The following is a 17,197-nucleotide window of genomic DNA, read 5'->3' as shown; positions in this document are numbered from 1 at the left end:
TGTTCGCTTCAGGAGAGGGGAGAAACATGCGTATAATGGGGATCGACCCGGGGATTGCCATCGTCGGCTTCGGTATTCTCGATCAGAAGGGAAATCAGTTAAAACCGGTCGAATACGGAAGCATTCAAACAGAGGCGGGTTTAAGCACTGCCACACGGCTGAAGCAGATTTACGACGCCTGTACGAAGTTGTTTGCGGAGCATCGTCCTGACGTGGTGGCCATTGAAAAGCTGTTTTTTAACCGGAATGTCACCACCGCTTTTACAGTCGGCCAGGCGCGCGGGGTGATGATGCTGGCCGCGGAAGAAGCGAACATCCCGATTACCGAGTACACGCCGCTTCAGGTGAAAATGGCTGTCGTTGGCTACGGCCAGGCCGAGAAAAAGCAAGTGCAGGAAATGGTGAAGGTGCTGCTTGGACTTCCAAGAGTGCCGAAACCGGATGATGTGGCGGATGCATTGGCCATTGCCATCTGCGAAGCCCATTCGTCGTCTGTTATACATAAATGGAGCAAATGGGGAGCGAAACGATGATTGAGTTTGTCAAAGGAACGGTCGAATACCGGGAATCGGATTATGTCGCTATCAACGTGAACGGCCTGGGTTATCAGGTGTTTGTGCCCAACCCTTTCCGGTTTGAGGAAGGGGAGGAGGTTTATTTGTCGACGCATTTTGTCGTGCGTGAAGATGCCCAGTTGCTGTACGGTTTTCCAACGCGAAGCGAGCGGGATTTGTTCCGGCTGTTGCTGGAAGTGTCAGGCGTGGGCCCCAAGGCTGCGCTGGCGATGTTATCGGGGATGACACCGAAACAATTGATCAGCGCCATTCAACTGGAGGATCTTAAAACATTGACGAAGCTGCCCGGTGTCGGCAAAAAAACGGCGCAACGCCTGATATTGGACCTGAAGGATAAACTGAAAAAGCTGGCATGGGGGTATTCCGAAAGCACACTGCCCCTGCAAGAAAACAGTGAACCACCAAGTGACTTCAGCGCCCGTCTCGATGTGATTGCCGCCTTGTTGGCTCTCGGCTATAATGAGGAAGAAGCGGATTGGGCAGCGCAAGAAGCAGAAAAATCAGCGGAGTCAAGCCTGAGCACCGAAGAGTGGATTAAAAAAGCACTGCAGTTGATGATGAAAAAATGAGGAGGGTGAGACATGGAGGAACGGATCATCTCCGCGAAGATGACGGGTGAAGATGAGATGGTCGAATACAGCCTGCGCCCTCGTTATTTCAGCGAATACATAGGACAGTCCCGGGTGAAGGAAAATTTGAAGATCTATATTGAAGCAGCGAAAATGCGCGGGGAAGCCCTCGATCATGTGCTTTTATACGGCCCGCCCGGACTGGGGAAGACCACGTTGTCCAATATTATCGCCAATGAATTGGGCGTGTCCATTCGCATCACCTCGGGGCCCGCAATTGAACGGCCGGGGGATTTGGCGGCGATCCTGACCAATTTGGGTCCCCATGATCTGTTGTTTATCGATGAAATCCACCGGTTAAACCGGTCCGTGGAGGAAGTGTTATATGCGGCCATGGAGGATTTTGCCCTGGATATCATGATCGGCAAGGGACCGAGTGCACGCTCCGTCCGTCTGGATTTGCCGCCGTTTACGCTCGTCGGGGCGACCACGCGCGCCGGTTCGCTATCTTCTCCGTTGCGAGACCGGTTTGGAGTCGTCGCCCGATTGGAATACTATACGATAGATGAGCTGACGCTGATTGTGGAACGGGCAGCAGATCTGTTACAAGTAAAGATCATGGAAGACGGAGCGGTGGAAATCGCTTCCCGGGCCAGGGGGACACCGCGCATTGCCAACCGGCTGCTCAAGCGGGTGCGCGATTTTGTGCAGGTGGCCGGTGACGGAGTCATTACCGGTGACAGCGCCCGTGATGCTCTTGACCGGATTCAGGTTGACCGGATGGGGCTTGACCATGTGGACCATCGCCTGTTGATGTCCATCATTGAAAAGTTTCGCGGCGGCCCTGTCGGTCTGGATACGTTGGCGGCGACCATCGGAGAAGAAGCGCACACGATTGAAGATGTATACGAGCCTTATCTGATGCAGATCGGCTTTTTGCAGCGAACGCCGCGCGGGCGGATGGTAACAGAGCGTTGCCTGAAGCATTTTGGAATGGAGTGGCCAAAATGAATTCGGTGGCAAAAATGTTGATGCTGGCCGGCGTTATTTTGTTTTTGCTCGGTCTTCTCTGGCAGACCGGAGGCAAATTTTTTCCGTTGGGCCGCTTGCCAGGCGATATTGTGATTGAAAAGGAAAATGTGAAATTTTACTTTCCGATTGTCACTTGTATCGTCATCAGTGTGATCTTAACGTTGATCAGCTATTTTTTTCGCCTGTTTCGCTAAGCAAACGGGCGATTTCTTTTTGAGGCTCGGAAGGATGGGGATTTGACATGGATGTATCAATGTATGACTTTAAACTGCCGAAAGAAATGATTGCCCAAAAGCCTGCTCCCGAACGCACCGGCTCCCGCCTGATGGTAGTCAACCGGGCGACGGGAACATGGACGCATGCCCGTTTTCCCGATATCATCAACTATTTGCATCCTGGCGATGTTTTGGTGTTAAACGACAGCCGGGTGCGTCCCTCCCGCCTGATCGGGGAAAAAGAGGAGACCGGAGCCAAAATCGAATTGCTTCTTTTAAAACCGTTGGGGAATGACCGGTGGGAAGCATTGGTTCGGCCGAGCAAACGGGTGAAAGAAGGGACCCGGATCCGTTTTGGAAACGGCCGGTTGCAGGCCATCGCCGAAGAACAGACGGAAGTGGCAGGCGGCCGCATTTTCCGGTTGCAATATGAGGCGGAAGATGTGGAAAAATTGTTTGAGGAATTGGGGCAAATGCCGTTGCCTCCCTATATCCACGAGCAGTTGGATGACCCGGAACGCTACCAAACGGTGTTTTCAAAAGTGGTCGGTTCAGCCGCCGCGCCGACAGCCGGGCTTCATTTTACCGAAAGCTTGTTGGATGAAATTCGTGCCATGGGGGTCAAGGTGGTCTTTATCACCCTGCACGTCGGCCTGGGAACATTCCGCCCGGTTACGGTGGAGCGCATCGAGGATCACCACATGCACGCCGAGTATTATGAGATCAGCGAGGAAGCAGCCGGGGTGATCCGGGAAGCGAAGCAGCGGGGAAACAAAGTGGTGGCGGTCGGAACCACTTCCGTCCGCACGCTCGAAACGGTGGCGCGACGATTTGACGGAGAAGTGCGTGCTGACAGCGGCTGGACGGATATTTTTATTTATCCGGGATTTACATACAAAGTTGTGGATGCGCTGTTGACCAACTTTCACCTGCCCCAGTCCACTTTGTTGATGCTTGTCAGCGCTTTTGCTTCACGCGAACTGATTCTGGCCGCTTACGAGGAGGCCGTGAAGGAGCGTTATCGTTTCTTCAGTTTTGGGGATGCCATGTTGATCATTTAGCCTGCATTCCGGGTTGAAGCAATTTTTAAAGAAGCGAACTTGTTATTTGGGATCAGTCTTTTCTATAATGGGTAGCAGGAGAATGTGAATTAAGTTAGAATGGGATTTGTAACAGGAGGAAGCATCTTGGCCGTTCGATATGAATTAATCAAAGAATGTAAGCAGTCCGGTGCCCGGCTGGGACGTTTACATACTCCGCACGGGGTGATTGATACCCCGATTTTTATGCCGGTGGGAACGTTGGCGACGGTGAAGACAATGAGCCCGGAAGAATTGAAAGAGATGGGAGCGGGCATTATTTTGAGCAATACCTATCATCTCTTTTTGCGGCCGGGGCACGAGATCGTGAAAGAAGCAGGCGGGCTGCACTCGTTTATGAACTGGGATCGTGCCATTTTGACCGACAGCGGCGGTTTCCAAGTGTTCAGCCTGAGCAAATTGCGCGATATCACCGAAGAAGGCGTCACGTTCCGATCACACTTAAACGGCGAGAAACTGTTTATCGGGCCGGAAAAAGCAATGGAGATTCAAAATGCATTGGGTGCCGATATCATTATGGCATTTGACGAGTGTCCGCCTTATCCGGCCGACAGGGAGTACGTGAAAGCTTCGACCGAGCGGACTTACCGCTGGTTGAAACGCTGCATCAAGGCCCATCGCCGACCGGAGGAGCAAGCGCTGTTCGGGATCATCCAAGGGGGAATGCATCAGGATTTGCGCGAAGAGAGCGCACAGCAGCTGGCCGAACTCGATTTGCCCGGTTACGCGGTCGGTGGCCTTAGCGTAGGGGAGTCCAAGGAATTAATGTATGAAGTGCTGTCTTATACCACGCCGCTCATGCCAAAGGATAAACCGCGTTACCTGATGGGAGTCGGTTCTCCTGACGCGCTGATTCAGGGAGCTGTTTATGGAATTGACATGTTCGACTGCGTTTTGCCAACGCGAATTGCCCGCAACGGGACGGCGATGACCAGTCAGGGACGAGTCGTTGTGCGCAATGCCAAATATGCTCGCGATTTTACCCCGCTTGATCCCGAATGCGATTGCTATACCTGCCGCAACTACTCGCGCGCGTATCTACGGCATTTGATTAAAGCGGATGAGACGTTTGGACTGAGGCTTACCACCTATCACAACTTGTATTTCCTCCTGAGGCTGATGGAGAAAGTGCGACAGGCCATCAGGGAAGACCGGCTTCTCGATTTCCGTGATTCGTTTATGATGAAATATTATGGTTCACTCACTCCGGAGAGAGCCTTTTGATTCCAGCAAATGATTTGATGGAAGGAGTTTTGTAAATGAATATGCTCACTCAATTGGCCCCGCTCGTTTTGTTTCTGCTCATTTTCTATTTCCTGATCATCCGTCCCAACAACCGCCAGCGAAAAGCGAAGATGGAAATGCTGAACAATTTGCGCAAAGGGGACAAGGTGATCACGGCAGGCGGCATTCACGGCACCGTCGTGGATCTGAACGAAGAGAAAGTCACATTGAAAGTGAGCGACAATACACGCATTACCTTTGAACGTCACGCGATCGACCGTGTCACCAATGTCGAGGAGAAGCAGGAAACAAAGAAAGCGGAGGCAAAACCGCAAGAAGTGAAAGAAAGTTAAGCGTGAAAGAAAAAGCTCCGGCCCAAAACTGGGTCAGGAGCTTTTGCTGTTATTTACCCCCAAAATTCCCCCGAGCGAACTGAGGCCGATTGCGAAGGCGCTGAACATAAAAGGATGAAACGTTGTCAGGGAATCAAAGGCGAGAAATCCGATCAACAAAAGGATGGCTACATAGATGATGCCTTGGGCAGCGCCATAGTACAGCCCTCTTTTTCCCGACTTTTTGCCGGCGACAAAACCTCCGGCAAATAAGGCCAGCCCGTTTAATATGTAAGAGAGTATGGGGATGTCAGCGGATTCGAGCGAAGAGTAGCGCAAAAAGATGGCGACGATAAAGGAACCGATAAAGATGATGCCCCAAATGAACAATTGTCCGATAATCCACGGGGATTGCCACCCTTTTTTGGCGGAATCGAACCAGGCTTCTTTCATACAAGTTCACCTGCCGTCACTGTGGGTCCGGCCCTTTTGTGCCGAGAATTCCACGCAGCAGGCTGCACCTCCTTTTCCGCGAAAAGATCTTCCGCACTGGTACATGTTATGAAGGCTTGGATTAAAATATCACCTTTTGCGTCATTCATAAAACGGTTTTCGTTGGTGAAACCTATGGGGGAAAGGAGGTGCCGGGGTGATTGGTTCTATATTGCTGAGAACGGTTTTTATCTATCTGTTTCTTCTCATTATCATGCGTTTAATGGGGAAACGGGAAATCGGAAAATTAACCATTATCGATTTGATTGTTTCCTTCATGATTGCCGATATTTCAGCCATGGCGATTGAGCGATCCCATGAACCGCTGATCAATGGCATGATTGCCATCGTCACCTTGGCCGCTTTGCAAATCGTTCTTTCCTATTTGTCGCTCAAGAGCAGGAAAGTGAGACAGCTCGTTGACGGGAAGCCGCTCGTCCTGGTGAAAAACGGGAAAATCCTGGATGCCGAGATGGCCAAAGCCCGTTATAACATTGATGATTTGTTATTGCAGTTGCGTGAAAAGAATATCGCGGATGTTTCAGATGTAGAGTTTGCAATATTGGAAACTACAGGAAGATTAAGCGTTTTCCCCCGGGAGGAAAAGCGGCCGGTGATGAAGGAAGATGTTCTTCCGTTACTGCGGCCGTTTCAAATGCCGATCACATTGATTTTGGACGGAAAAGTGCAGGAACAGGGGCTCAGACAGATCGGGAAAACGCGGTTTTGGCTGAAAAACGAGATTCAAAAACAAGGGTACAGGGATTTTAAAGAAATCTATTATGCCAGCATCAACTATGAAGGGAAATTATTCATTGATGGAAAAGATAATCAAACCAGATAAAAAACGGGCGGTCATGAAAAACCGGCCCGTTTTGCTTATTGTGGCAGCAGGAACGCCATCCATTTTCCGATGACGGGAATCCGAAGCACATCTTCTTTGCGAATGAGGGATAAAAAGATTAAGCAGCAGAGGTAAACTCCCATGCTCATAGCCATGATGAGCAAAGTGCTTGAAAGCAAGGACATTTGCTTGGTTAATGCCATTCCCTGATAGGCGGCGAAACCCGTCACCACGACGGCCAGAATGAGTTTTCCGTACTCTTTGACGCGGATGCTGAAAGGGATGAGCCGGACGATATCAATAAAATGAAGAGAAGTCACAATCACGATGCCGCAGTTGATCGCCAGTGCCACTCCGTCGATCCCGAGTTCAGGTCTGGAAGCCAGCAATAAGATGAGAACGGTTTTGATCAAGGCCCCGATAATCGAGTTTCGCATGGGTAAGTTCGCCCGGTCCAATCCTTGCAGAACGGAGGCGAACGGGCCTTGCAAGGCGTGAATGATGGTAAAGGGGGCCATGATTTGAATCAGACGGGCGACATCGGCTTGACGAAAGAGTAAAACAGATAAGGGTTCGGCCAAGAGAAACAAGAGAAGGGCGCAGGGAGCCGTCACAATTAAGGAGAGCCGGATCGCCTGTTGCAGCCGGTGTTCCACCAGACGTTGATTGTTTTGCGCCTCTGCTTCACTGATCGCCGGAACGAGTGAAACGGACAAGGCATAAGTGATAAACGCCGGAAAAAAGGTAATCGGAATGGCCATTCCTTCCAGTTGTCCATAGAGAGCAGTCGCCGTGGCGGTTACATATCCGGCCAAAGCCAAACTCTGGGAGACGACAATCGGCTCAATGGCATAAGAAAACGAACCAACCAGGCGGCTGGCCGTGACGGGAATGGCCAAGCGCAAGAGAGCGCGAACAGTCCGGCCAAAAGCACTGAGATAAGAGCCCTTTTTCCCGCGTGTGCTGACCGAAGGCTGTCTGGAAAAGATCAGGCGCAACCGGGGGCGCGTCGGATCTTTCTTAAACGAGTAAAGAAGATAAACCATACCGGTAAACTCTCCGATCACCATCCCGATCATCGCACCGGCTGCGGCGAATTCGATTCCGTAGGGAAGCAGATATTTTGCCAGCAGGAGCACAGTGAAAATCCGAACCGATTGCTCCACGATGGTGGAAAAAGCATAAGGGCTCATATTTTGCCTGCCCTGAAAATACCCGCGAAATATGGACGAGACGGCGATGATCGGGATAATCGGCGCGATGCCCAGGAGCGCATAGATGGCCCGCTCATCCGTGAGCAATGTTTTGGCGATCCATGGGGCGCCCAGCAGGACAGAAGCGGTGATCACGGTACTGGTGATGATCACAATAAAGACCGATACGATTAAAATGGAGCGAATCCGTTCTTCTTCCCCTTTGGCTTCCGCTTCGGAAACCAGTTTAGAAATGGCCACGGGCAATCCTGCGGTGGTGACGACGATGGTAAAGACCAGAATCGGAAAGGCCATTTGAAACAGTCCCATTCCTTCGTCACCGATGATCCGGGAAAGAGCGATCCGGTAGACGAACCCGAGAACTTTGGTTATCAGACCTGCTCCGACGAGAATGAGTGTACCGCGTAGGAAACCCTTGTTCACCCTTCTGGCCCCTCCTTCACAAAAGGTTACTAAAATCTATGACTTGTCCGGGCCGCTCATACCTAAAAAATCAGGTAGAATGGAAAGTAGGATTTTTAATAGTCCAAAACGAAAACGATGTAAGAAAGAGAAGTCATAACAGGTGAGGAGGAACGCTATGGCCAAATATGGTGCACTAAAACCGGTAAGCCACCAAAAAACCCACTCGGTCGAGCTTCTGAGCGAAAAGGAACTGATGAGATGTATTGAAGATCTTTGTAACATCAAAGCGGAAGAGTTTCGAATGTACGGGTATGAAAATGTGACGGGTGAGCAAATCTGGGCCTGTGTGTCGGAAAACTACCGCAGGGGTTGGCCGCGCTTAAACCGTTTGGTTAACGATATCATGTCATTGAAAGCAAATCGGTTTATGAACTGGTTAATGCTCTCCGTATATAAAGACTGATCCGACTTGAATAAAGCGGCGCCCTATGGTTCGTTAGGGGAGCCGCTTCTTTTGATTTGAAATGGAATTAAGTCATCTCGGTCTTCTAAATTGACATTGCCCAGGCTAGAAAGGATAATTAGAATTATGGTGTTTTACATAAAGGAGGAGCTTTAAATGAGTGTGCGAAAGGGAAAATTGACCATTTTCATCCTCCTAGTGGTTGCGATTCTCGCTCTGGTCGCAACAACCACTAGCTACATATGGAACCATATTACCAAAGGGCTGGATCTGCAAGGCGGGTTTGAGGTGCTTTATCAAACTGAACAGAAAAACCCGGGCACGGAAGCGCTTAAAGATACTGCCGCTGCGCTTAACAATCGGGTAAACGTCCTGGGTGTGTCCGAGCCGGATATCACGGTTGAACCTCCGAACCGGATTCGGGTGCAACTGGCCGGGGTGAAAGACCAGGCCAAAGCGCGGGAGCTTCTGGGCAGACAAGCCAAACTGACATTCCGTTCTCCCGATGGGAAAGTGCTCTTGTCCGGCACCGATATCAAGCCGGGCAGCGCCAAATTGGAGTATGACCAGGCGGGTGCCCCCGTCGTCTCCATTCGATTCAAAAATCCGAGCAAGTTTGAGAATGTGACGCGCACTTACCTTGGGCAACCGGTCGGGATCTATCTGGATGACCAGAAGATCAGCGATCCGGTCGTGCAACAGGTGATCACCGCCGGAGAAGCGCAGATTACCGGCCAGAAGACGGTGAAAGAGGCGCAAACACTGGCCGACCTTTTGAATGCCGGTGCGATTCCGCTCAAACTGAAGGAAATTTCCAGTTATGCGGTCGACGCCAGTCTGGGTGCCGATTCGCTGAAGCAGAGTTTAATTGCCGGATTGTTGGCTGTGCTGGCGATCTTCATCTTCGTAATCGGTTTTTACCGTTTACCGGGGTTCATCGCGGTTATTACGCTCATCGCTTACAGCTACCTCGTTCTGCTGGCATTCATGCTGCTCCATGTTACATTGACACTGCCGGGAATTGCCGCGTTTATCCTGGGAATCGGGATGGCCGTCGATGCCAACATCATCATGAATGAACGGATTCGCGAAGAACTCCGTGCGGGCAAGAGCATCGCGGCTTCGGTTCGCTCCGGATCAAAGCGTTCGTTCCTCACCATTTTCGACTCCAACATCACGACGGTGATTGCCGGCGCCGTTTTGTTTATCTACGGTACGGCAGGGGTCAAAGGTTTTTCCGTTTCGCTCATCACCGGCATTGTGGTCAGCTTTATCACGGCCGTTGCCTTGTCCCGGATCTTGATTAACCTGCTCGTCCGTTCCAATGTGCTGAAAAGCCCGGGCCTGTTCAGGGTAAGAGAGGATGAGATCAGTGACCTATAAGTTGGATATCGTGAAACACCGGAACAAGTATTTCATCGTTACGATTGCGATCGTGCTGGTGTCGGTGCTATCTCTTCTCGTGCAAGGGTTAAACCTCGGGGTTGATTTTAAGAGCGGTACGCGGATTGATATTACCATCGCACCAAATGTCAGTTTGGAAAAATCGCGGACCGTTCTTGAAGATTTAGGGTATCAAAAGCCCAATATCCGCGTGGGCGGACCGCAAAAAGAGATTTTGATCTTCCGCACGGATAAGGTTTTGTCACCGGATGAAGTGAAAAAAATCCGCGATAATTTCAGTAAGGCCTTTAACAAAAATGTCAGCGTCCAGGAGCAAAAAGTCGATCCGATCATCGGATTGGAGACGGCCCGCAATGCGATGATTGCCGTTTTGATCGCTGCGGTTTGCATCATCATTTATGTTTCTTTACGATTTGAATATCGCTTTGCCGTGGCGGCCGTATTGTCCCTGTTATACGATGCACTCTTTATCATTGGGATGTTTTCACTGTTCCGCATCGAAGTGGATCTCGTCTTCGTGGCGGCCGTGTTGACCATCGTCGGTTATTCGATTAACGATACCATCGTAATTTTCGACCGTATCCGCGAAAACATGGATTTACACAAACCCAAAACGTGGGACGAGCTGGCGGAAGTGGTCAATACCAGTATCAATCAGACACTGGTGCGCTCGATCAACACCGTTTTGACTGTCGTCTTCGCCGCATTTGCACTCTGGCTCCTCGGTGGGGAAAGCATCAGCAATTTCTCGCTCGCTCTCTTGTTTGGATTGATCTCCGGCGCTTATTCTTCGATTTTTGTCGCTAGCCCGATCTGGATCGTGTGGAAATGGCATTCGCTGCAAAAGCAGAAACAGAAGCGTTTGGCAACCGAATAAAAATGTCAGGCCGTGGGAAACCACGGTTTTTTTTGTGATGGGAGAAAACTTCTTTGTGCTATAATTGAGTACGCAAAGTGAGGTGAACGGAACCGTGCTGTATGCAAAGGGGCGTTGGAAGGCAGAACAGGTGGATGATGCCCTGGCTGATAAAATGGCCCGTGATTGCCAAATTCATCCCCTGCTGGCCCGGATTTTGCTTCGACGGGGAATCCGGGATCATGATCAGGCAAAACGATTTTTGCAGCCCCGGCTGGAAGATTTGCACGATCCTTTTGCTCTTGACGGGATGAAAACCGCAGTGGAGGAAATCAGGCATGCGCTGGAACGGAAACAAAAAATTTTGATCTATGGTGATTATGATGCCGACGGAGTGAGCAGCACCAGTTTGATGATGCATGTTTTTCGAAAACTGGGGGCCAATGTCGATTATTATATTCCCAATCGCTTTCGAGAAGGATATGGATTAAACAAAGAAGCGTTACAATCGGCTAAAGAACAGGGGTTTGAACTGGTGGTTTCGGTGGATACGGGCATCAGTGCCGTTGAAGAGGCAGATTATGCCAAAGAACTCGGCCTTGGTTTAATCATTACCGATCATCATGAACCGCCGGAAATATTGCCGGATGCCCTGGCCGTGATCAATCCCAAAAAACCGGGATGTTCCTACCCGTTTAAAATGCTGGCCGGTGTCGGTGTTGCTTTTAAACTGGCTACTGCTTTGCTGAACCGGGTACCGGTGGAATGGCTCGATCTTGTCGCCCTGGGGACAATTGCCGATCTCGTCCCGCTGATCGAAGAAAATCGCATCCTTGCTTATCATGGTTTGCGGAAAATGAATGAAGAGACATCGGTGGGCCTTCGCGCTTTAATCGAAGCGGCAGATATCGGGCGCGAAGTGACAGCCGGGCATGTCGGATTTGCTCTGGGCCCGCGTATCAATGCCAGCGGCCGGCTGGATTCGGCGGATACAGCCGTTCGTTTGCTCATTTCCGGGGATGTGCGGGAAGCGGAAAGCCTGGCAAGGGAATTGGATGCGATGAACCGGGAGCGGCAACAGCTGGTGGAAGAGATGACGCTCGAAGCGATCAGCGAAGTCGAAAAAAATCCGGAACGCCATCGCCATGTGATTGTGGTTGCGAAACCGGGCTGGAATGTGGGCGTTGTGGGAATCGTGGCCTCCCGTTTGGTGGAGAAATATTACCGGCCGGTGCTCGTGCTGGGCATCGATGAGGAAAAGCAGACGGCAAAGGGCTCCGCGCGCAGCATCAAAGGTTTTCACCTGTTTCAGGCCCTGAGCGCTTGCCGGGATTTGCTGCCCCATTTTGGCGGACATGAGATGGCGGCCGGGATGACCTTGGCCGTTAAAGATTTGGATTTGCTTCACGAGCGGCTGTCGGAGCTGGCACAGGAATGGCTGACTCCGGAAGATTACATCCCGCTTTTGCACGCTGAGGGAGAGCTTGAACTGGAGCGGATCGAGCCGGCCCTGATCGAACAGATGGAAGCATTGGCTCCCTATGGAGTGGGAAATCCCACACCGCTGTTTATTCTCAAAGATGCTCCTGTCGCCCGGGTTCAATTGATGGGGAAAGATAAAGAACATATGAAGATTTATTTGCAAACGGACGGGGGAACCGTGGAAGCGGTCGGTTTTCGGATTGGTGAGGCAGCCAGGGAAATCGCACCCTTGTCCCGGATTCGCCTGCTCGGAGAATTGCAGATGAATGAATGGAACGGACAACGTTCGCCCCAATTTATTATCCGGGATTTAATGATTCCCCATTTGCAGGTTTTTGACTGGCGCAGCAACCGTCGCGATTGGGAAAGGCTGAAGGGATTGGATCATGACGGTGTCTGTTATGTTTGTTCCGGTATGATCAAACAGCCCTTGCTGGCGGTGGATTTGAAAGGGACCGTTGTCTATTGGGATCAGCTTGCGGAAAGGGATTGGCCCGCGGAGGTTCGTGCTGCCAAATTTGTAGTTTTGGTGGATGCGCCGCCTGATTTGGAAGTGTTCACAAAAGGATTGAATCAGGTAAAAGAAGCAGAGCGGCTCTATTTTTTGTTTGGCGATAAAGAATTTGACGATTTGCTGGCCAAAGTTCCCACCCGGGATGATTTTAAACGTTTGTACCGCATGCTTGCCGGCCGGGAGAAAATCTCCCTGTCCAAACATTTTTCCGCACTTATGCGCCATACGGGATTGCAAAAACGATCGCTTTCCTTTATCATTCAAGTGTTTGAGGAATTGGGCTTTTTAAGGGTTGAGCATGGAGAAATACGCATTCATCCAAACCCGGCTAAAAAACCGTTAACAGATTCCAAATTATACCAAAGGCAGCTCGCCGGACAACAAGTTCTGCAAACATTGGTCTACTCTTCATACACGGAATTGTGCAGGTATTTGTTTTCAACGATCGCTTTCAAACATTTAGGAGGACATGAACATGAACTTCAAAGAGAAAATTCGAGTGATCAACGATTTTCCGCAACCGGGGATTCGATTTAAAGATATTACCACCTTGCTCAAAGAGGGAAAAGCCTTCAAAGCAGCAATCGATGAGCTCGCTGCCAGGTTAAACGGCAAATCGATCGATTTGGTCGTCGGCCCGGAGGCGCGCGGGTTTGTGGTTGGAGCCCCGCTGGCCTATGCGCTTGGTGTGGGGTTTGTTCCCGTTCGCAAAGCGGGAAAACTTCCGGCCGAAACCGTTCAGGCCAATTACAGCCTCGAGTATGGAAAAGATTCATTGGCCATGCATAAGGATGCCATTAAGCCCGGACAAAAAGTGTTGATTGCCGATGACCTGCTGGCAACCGGCGGCACGATTTCCGCGACACTTGACCTTGTCAAACAGTTGGGAGGGGAGCCGGTCGGTGCGGCATTCCTGATTGAACTGGCTTATCTTCAAGGCAGGGAGAAGCTGAATGGACTTGAAGTTGTGTCCCTGGTGAAATACGAATAATGCAGGCTGAATGTCCACCCGTTACCTCCCGGGAGGCGGGTGGTATTCTTAAACCATTTTGTGATTGAATATTCATTCAATTTCGATTTGGAGGATGGTATGAGTCTTTTGATCGAGACAGAAAGATTGCGGTTCCGGCCGTATAAGGAAAAGGATTTGCCGTTTTTGATCTCGTTGTGCAGTGATCCGCAGGTGATGCGTTATATCGGAAAAGTAAAGACGCCGGAGGAAACGGAAGAGATGCTTCAGAAGTGGCTGAATGCGCAAAAAGGCGGAATGGGCATTTGCCTGGCCATTGACCGGAAAAGCGGGGAAAAGGTGGGGCATTCCGGTGTAATAGAACAGATTGTTGACGGACGGATCGAAGCGGAAATCGGTTATTGGCTGTTGCCGAAATATTGGGGCAAGGGATTGGGCACAGAGATGGCGGCAGCTTTTCGCGACTACGCATTTGAAACATTGAAATTGCAGAGGCTGATATCCATTATTCAGCCCGGGAATAAAGCGTCAATCAAGGTGGCACGTAAAATAGGAATGGAGAAAGAAAAGGAGACGGTGTTTCGTATGACCCTGGTTCATATTTATGCGATCAAAAGGTGAAATCCCTCCCTTTTCCAGCTTGTGCAATCCGGCTCCCGCCTTTTATATGAAAAGCAAGAGTTGTACTAATACAAACTGTTGCATAACAGGTGTTGTTATAATATAATGGTATTATAATAAAGAGGATGGGGTGGAGAGCGATGGATGGGCAGGTAAAGGAACATGAACCGAAATATTGTGAAATTTGCGGTGCCGAAGTAGGGAAAAAGTTGTCCGAAGTGGAGGAAAACCAGGAAATGAATGAAGTACGCGCGTGCATATTGAAATATTATGAATAAAGAGCGCTGCATGTGCGGGGACCAAATCGGGCCGGTTTTATCGCCGGTCTTTTTTTTTATGAGTGGAAAGGGACAGATCGTGACATATTGAAAAATAAGAAGGGGGAAAACAGGAAAGGTTGGTTGAACGGAAGTGTCGACAATTCGGGTATCACGCAGATGGTTTAGCAGGTATCGAACCATACAATCCGCTCTTGATCAGGCGCCTTCCGGCAGCGTGATTGAGGTTGAACCTGGAGTCTACCATGAAGATTTGTGGATCGACCGGATGATCGAAATCATTGGGACAGGAGCCAAAGAAGAAGTGGTCATCGTGGGAAAAAAATATGCCACCATCGAAATGAGCGCAGGTTATGCGGTACTTAAAAATCTCACTTTAAGCCAGGCGCGCACCAATGATTCACCGGTTGTGGCCGTTCACAGGGGAGCGCTGGTGCTGGACGGGTGCGATGTGCGGGCCGAAAAGGGGCCGGGAATTTCCATTGCCGTGGATGAAGCGGAACCGATCTTGCGCCGCTGTCGGATCAGCAGTCAAAAAAACGCCGCCATATTAAGCCGGAGCCGCGGCAAGGTATTATTTGAGGAATGCAGTCTGCACAGCGAAAGCGAGATGACGACCATTCTGGTATCCTCAGGAGACCCTGTATTTCGTCAGTGTACGATAACCGGCACGAAGGGTTACGGTGTGTTTGTGGAAGAAAATGGAAAAGGGCTTTTTGAGGAATGCAATTTGTTTGGTTTTGATCACAGTCCGGCGATCGGGATTGATGGAGGCAGTCCGGCGTTTATCCGCACCCTGATTCATGACGGAAAAACAAGCGGGATGGTGATGTCGGGGGGAAAGGCGAAATTTGAGGAATGCAAAATCTTTTCGGTAGGCGAAATCGAGCCGGCCATCCGGGTGCTGGCTCAGGCCGAACCCCGCTTTTTTGCCTGTACGATCAAAAATTGTCCGCAAGGTGCCTTTTTCTTTACCAATGGTGCTGGTGGCATGATAGACCAGTGTGACTTATACGGTTTCAGCCGTCAACCGGCCATTTGGATTCTGAACGAAGCTGCCCCACACATCTTGCAGACGCGAATTCATGATGGAAACAAAGAAGCGGTCTTCTGCGAAAAGGGCGGCAGGGGAATCATGGAGAATTGCGAGTTGTTCGGGTTTAACGGGGATCTCGTTTCCATTCGCTCGGAAGCCAATCTCGATCTGCTACGTTGTCGGATTTATCGCGGGCAACGACATGGAGTTTCACTGTCGTTAAAGGCGACGGGAACCATCCGGGATACAGAGATTTACGACTTTATGAATGCCGCCGCAGTACATGTTTCAAAAGCAGCGGATCCGGAGTTTATTCAGTGTTCGATTCATGACAGCCTCAACGGGGTCGAAGTGGTGGAAAACGGTCGCGGTTCCTTTGACAGGTGCCGTTTTGACAAGATCAGGGAAAGCAACTGGAATGTGGTGGAGAGCCGGCCGGTGATTCTTGATATCGAACACGGGACTTCCGCTGACCCCGACCGTCGGCCTGATCCGTTATCGCTCCTCTGGCAAAATTGGAGCGCGGGGATGATCGGACAAACGGAAATGAAGCGGAAGCTGCTGGATCTCATCCGATATTATGATTATTTGTCCGATCGAAAGCGCCTGGGAATCGAAAAACTGGAACCCGCTCCGCCACATGCCGTCTTTTGCGGTCCGCCGGGCATCGGTAAGCGGAAATGGGCAGAGTTTTACGGGTTGGCCATGAATCATCTTCATTTTTTGAGCAAAGGCCATCTGGTGTCCGTCGATGCGGCGGAATTGCTGGAAAGTCCGCCGGAGGAAGCGGAGGAGAGAAGGCGGGAAGTGACAGCCCGGACCGAGGGAGGGGTGTTGTATTTGCGCAACCCGCAATCCTGGGCAGCGGATGCCGTTTCTGCCGGCAAATGGCAATCATGGGTTGATTGGTTGATTCGATTGGTCAATGAAGAAGACGCCGACCGGATTGTGATTTTGTCAGGGCCTGAGCACCCACTGAAGAAGTGGTTGAATCATGTTCCCGAGTTGGCTCGAAAGTTTCAGCATTGGTTTGAATTTCGCGATTATACTCCGGAAGAACTGGTTCAATTGTTTGAGCGGATGGCGGAAGAAGAAAATTACAGGATTGATGAGTCGGCCCGGCGTCGGCTGTGGCAGGAGATGAACCGGATTTGCCGGGAAAATGCGGAAGCAGGCCGGGCGGAACGGGTTCGCCATTTTTTTCAAATGGTGAAATACCGTCACGGTCAGCGATGTGCAAAAATCGCGAAAGAAGAGCGCACCAGGGAACTGCTGACCCTCTTGCTGCCCGAAGATCTCGCCGTGAAGAAGGAAGAAGAAGTTTTGCCTCATGATCCGGAGTGGATTGAGACTTTGATGAAGGAGGAGAAACAAAGCCATCGGTCAAGGGAAGGGAAGACAAATTGACATTTGAAGTGATCCGGCCTTGGGGTCGGATTTTTTGTGGCGTGGTAATGCTTATTAATAAAAATTATTTTATTCTTGACAAATATAAAAATATCATCATATGATGCAGTCAGTCTATAAAGATGGATATAATCGGGGTGTTGCTTTTTTCCTGTGAGAGATCT

18 protein-coding genes are annotated in these 17,197 nt (G+C 50.4%); 16 read left to right on the top strand and 2 right to left on the bottom strand.

Going from position 1 to position 17,197, the window contains the following annotated elements:
* Nucleotides 1-26 precede the first annotated feature (26 nt).
* From ruvC to yajC, 7 genes are all read left to right on the top strand, one after another.
* Nucleotides 27-533: a crossover junction endodeoxyribonuclease RuvC gene (ruvC, locus tag I8U19_RS01770; protein ID WP_033099199.1), complete on the top strand. Its 507-nt coding sequence runs from the start codon at nt 27-29 to the stop codon at nt 531-533.
* On the top strand, nt 530-1,144 hold the full coding sequence (gene ruvA, locus I8U19_RS01765; protein ID WP_198055013.1) for a Holliday junction branch migration protein RuvA: 615 nt from the start codon (nt 530-532) through the stop codon (nt 1,142-1,144). The genes ruvC and ruvA overlap by 4 nt, the downstream gene beginning before the upstream one ends.
* A 12-nt stretch (nt 1,145-1,156) precedes the next feature.
* Complete coding sequence (gene ruvB, locus I8U19_RS01760; RefSeq protein ID WP_033099197.1) at nt 1,157-2,155, top strand: Holliday junction branch migration DNA helicase RuvB; 999 nt, start codon at nt 1,157-1,159, stop codon at nt 2,153-2,155.
* The gene (locus tag I8U19_RS01755) at nt 2,152-2,370 is read left to right on the top strand and encodes a DUF2905 domain-containing protein (protein ID WP_033099196.1); all 219 of its coding nucleotides are present in this window, start codon (nt 2,152-2,154) and stop codon (nt 2,368-2,370) included. Before ruvB ends, I8U19_RS01755 begins: the two co-directional genes overlap by 4 nt.
* 47 nt (nt 2,371-2,417) lie before the next feature.
* Nucleotides 2,418-3,452 (top strand): tRNA preQ1(34) S-adenosylmethionine ribosyltransferase-isomerase QueA, encoded by a 1,035-nt coding sequence (gene queA / locus I8U19_RS01750; RefSeq protein WP_198055012.1) that lies wholly within the window; start codon nt 2,418-2,420, stop codon nt 3,450-3,452.
* Between the two features lie 126 nt (nt 3,453-3,578).
* Nucleotides 3,579-4,715 carry a tRNA guanosine(34) transglycosylase Tgt gene (gene tgt / locus I8U19_RS01745; protein ID WP_198055011.1) on the top strand — a complete coding sequence of 379 codons (1,137 nt, stop codon included), beginning with the start codon at nt 3,579-3,581 and terminating at the stop codon, nt 4,713-4,715.
* A gap of 35 nt (nt 4,716-4,750) precedes the next feature.
* Nucleotides 4,751-5,068: a preprotein translocase subunit YajC gene (gene yajC / locus I8U19_RS01740; RefSeq protein ID WP_033099193.1), complete on the top strand. Its 318-nt coding sequence runs from the start codon at nt 4,751-4,753 to the stop codon at nt 5,066-5,068.
* 33 nt (nt 5,069-5,101) lie between these two features.
* On the opposite strand, the gene I8U19_RS01735 is transcribed toward yajC, so the two are convergent.
* Nucleotides 5,102-5,500 carry a TIGR04086 family membrane protein gene (locus I8U19_RS01735; RefSeq protein WP_033099192.1) on the bottom strand — a complete coding sequence of 133 codons (399 nt, stop codon included), beginning with the start codon at nt 5,498-5,500 and terminating at the stop codon, nt 5,102-5,104.
* Nucleotides 5,501-5,696: 196 nt separating this feature from the next.
* On the opposite strand from I8U19_RS01735, the gene I8U19_RS01730 reads away from it, so the two are divergent.
* Nucleotides 5,697-6,383, top strand: coding sequence for a DUF421 domain-containing protein (locus I8U19_RS01730; RefSeq protein ID WP_033099191.1), 687 nt, complete (start codon nt 5,697-5,699; stop codon nt 6,381-6,383).
* A 35-nt stretch (nt 6,384-6,418) separates the two neighbouring features.
* Here the strand turns inward: I8U19_RS01730 and spoVB are convergent, their stop codons facing one another.
* On the bottom strand, nt 6,419-8,020 hold the full coding sequence (gene spoVB, locus I8U19_RS01725; protein WP_033099190.1) for a stage V sporulation protein B: 1,602 nt from the start codon (nt 8,018-8,020) through the stop codon (nt 6,419-6,421).
* Between the two features lie 157 nt (nt 8,021-8,177).
* Here spoVB and I8U19_RS01720 point away from each other — a divergent pair, with 157 nt between their 5' ends.
* From I8U19_RS01720 to I8U19_RS01690, 8 genes are all read left to right on the top strand, one after another.
* Nucleotides 8,178-8,465 carry a post-transcriptional regulator gene (locus I8U19_RS01720; protein WP_309485150.1) on the top strand — a complete coding sequence of 96 codons (288 nt, stop codon included), beginning with the start codon at nt 8,178-8,180 and terminating at the stop codon, nt 8,463-8,465.
* A 156-nt stretch (nt 8,466-8,621) separates the two neighbouring features.
* Nucleotides 8,622-9,848 (top strand): protein translocase subunit SecD, encoded by a 1,227-nt coding sequence (gene secD, locus I8U19_RS17185; protein ID WP_232330884.1) that lies wholly within the window; start codon nt 8,622-8,624, stop codon nt 9,846-9,848.
* The gene (gene secF / locus I8U19_RS17180) at nt 9,838-10,746 is read left to right on the top strand and encodes a protein translocase subunit SecF (RefSeq protein ID WP_235281571.1); all 909 of its coding nucleotides are present in this window, start codon (nt 9,838-9,840) and stop codon (nt 10,744-10,746) included. Before secD ends, secF begins: the two co-directional genes overlap by 11 nt.
* Nucleotides 10,747-10,840: 94 nt before the next feature.
* A complete protein-coding gene (recJ, locus tag I8U19_RS01710) occupies nt 10,841-13,258 on the top strand; it encodes a single-stranded-DNA-specific exonuclease RecJ (protein WP_198055010.1) in 2,418 nt (805 codons plus the stop codon).
* Nucleotides 13,197-13,712, top strand: coding sequence for an adenine phosphoribosyltransferase (locus I8U19_RS01705; RefSeq protein ID WP_033099189.1), 516 nt, complete (start codon nt 13,197-13,199; stop codon nt 13,710-13,712). Before recJ ends, I8U19_RS01705 begins: the two co-directional genes overlap by 62 nt.
* A 99-nt stretch (nt 13,713-13,811) precedes the next feature.
* Nucleotides 13,812-14,312: a GNAT family N-acetyltransferase gene (locus I8U19_RS01700; protein ID WP_033099348.1), complete on the top strand. Its 501-nt coding sequence runs from the start codon at nt 13,812-13,814 to the stop codon at nt 14,310-14,312.
* 140 nt (nt 14,313-14,452) lie between these two features.
* Entirely contained in the window at nt 14,453-14,590 is a 138-nt protein-coding gene (locus tag I8U19_RS01695; RefSeq protein ID WP_160173774.1) for a hypothetical protein, read from the top strand.
* Between the two features lie 133 nt (nt 14,591-14,723).
* Nucleotides 14,724-17,033 carry a right-handed parallel beta-helix repeat-containing protein gene (locus I8U19_RS01690; RefSeq protein ID WP_198055009.1) on the top strand — a complete coding sequence of 770 codons (2,310 nt, stop codon included), beginning with the start codon at nt 14,724-14,726 and terminating at the stop codon, nt 17,031-17,033.
* Nucleotides 17,034-17,197 lie beyond the last annotated feature (164 nt).

The organism is Thermoactinomyces sp. CICC 10523, assembly GCF_016055105.1.
Lineage (GTDB): Bacteria > Bacillota > Bacilli > Thermoactinomycetales > Thermoactinomycetaceae > Thermoactinomyces_A > Thermoactinomyces_A daqus.
Note: the sequence above shows the minus strand (reverse complement) of the source record. Positions and strands in the feature narration are given on the sequence as shown.

Bases quoted from the DNA above. Each gene is read 5' to 3' on its own strand.
- I8U19_RS01700 (WP_033099348.1), top strand. From the start codon at position 13,812: ATGAGTCTTTTGATCGAGACAGAAAGATTGCGGTTCCGGCCGTATAAG.
- I8U19_RS01735 (WP_033099192.1), bottom strand. From the start codon at position 5,500: ATGAAAGAAGCCTGGTTCGATTCCGCCAAAAAAGGGTGGCAATCCCCG.
- queA (WP_198055012.1), top strand. From the start codon at position 2,418: ATGGATGTATCAATGTATGACTTTAAACTGCCGAAAGAAATGATTGCC.
- secD (WP_232330884.1), top strand. From the start codon at position 8,622: ATGAGTGTGCGAAAGGGAAAATTGACCATTTTCATCCTCCTAGTGGTT.
- ruvB (WP_033099197.1), top strand. From the start codon at position 1,157: ATGGAGGAACGGATCATCTCCGCGAAGATGACGGGTGAAGATGAGATG.
- I8U19_RS01705 (WP_033099189.1), top strand. From the start codon at position 13,197: ATGAACTTCAAAGAGAAAATTCGAGTGATCAACGATTTTCCGCAACCG.
- I8U19_RS01695 (WP_160173774.1), top strand. From the start codon at position 14,453: ATGGATGGGCAGGTAAAGGAACATGAACCGAAATATTGTGAAATTTGC.
- yajC (WP_033099193.1), top strand. From the start codon at position 4,751: ATGAATATGCTCACTCAATTGGCCCCGCTCGTTTTGTTTCTGCTCATT.
- ruvA (WP_198055013.1), top strand. From the start codon at position 530: ATGATTGAGTTTGTCAAAGGAACGGTCGAATACCGGGAATCGGATTAT.
- I8U19_RS01720 (WP_309485150.1), top strand. From the start codon at position 8,178: ATGGCCAAATATGGTGCACTAAAACCGGTAAGCCACCAAAAAACCCAC.
- ruvC (WP_033099199.1), top strand. From the start codon at position 27: ATGCGTATAATGGGGATCGACCCGGGGATTGCCATCGTCGGCTTCGGT.
- I8U19_RS01755 (WP_033099196.1), top strand. From the start codon at position 2,152: ATGAATTCGGTGGCAAAAATGTTGATGCTGGCCGGCGTTATTTTGTTT.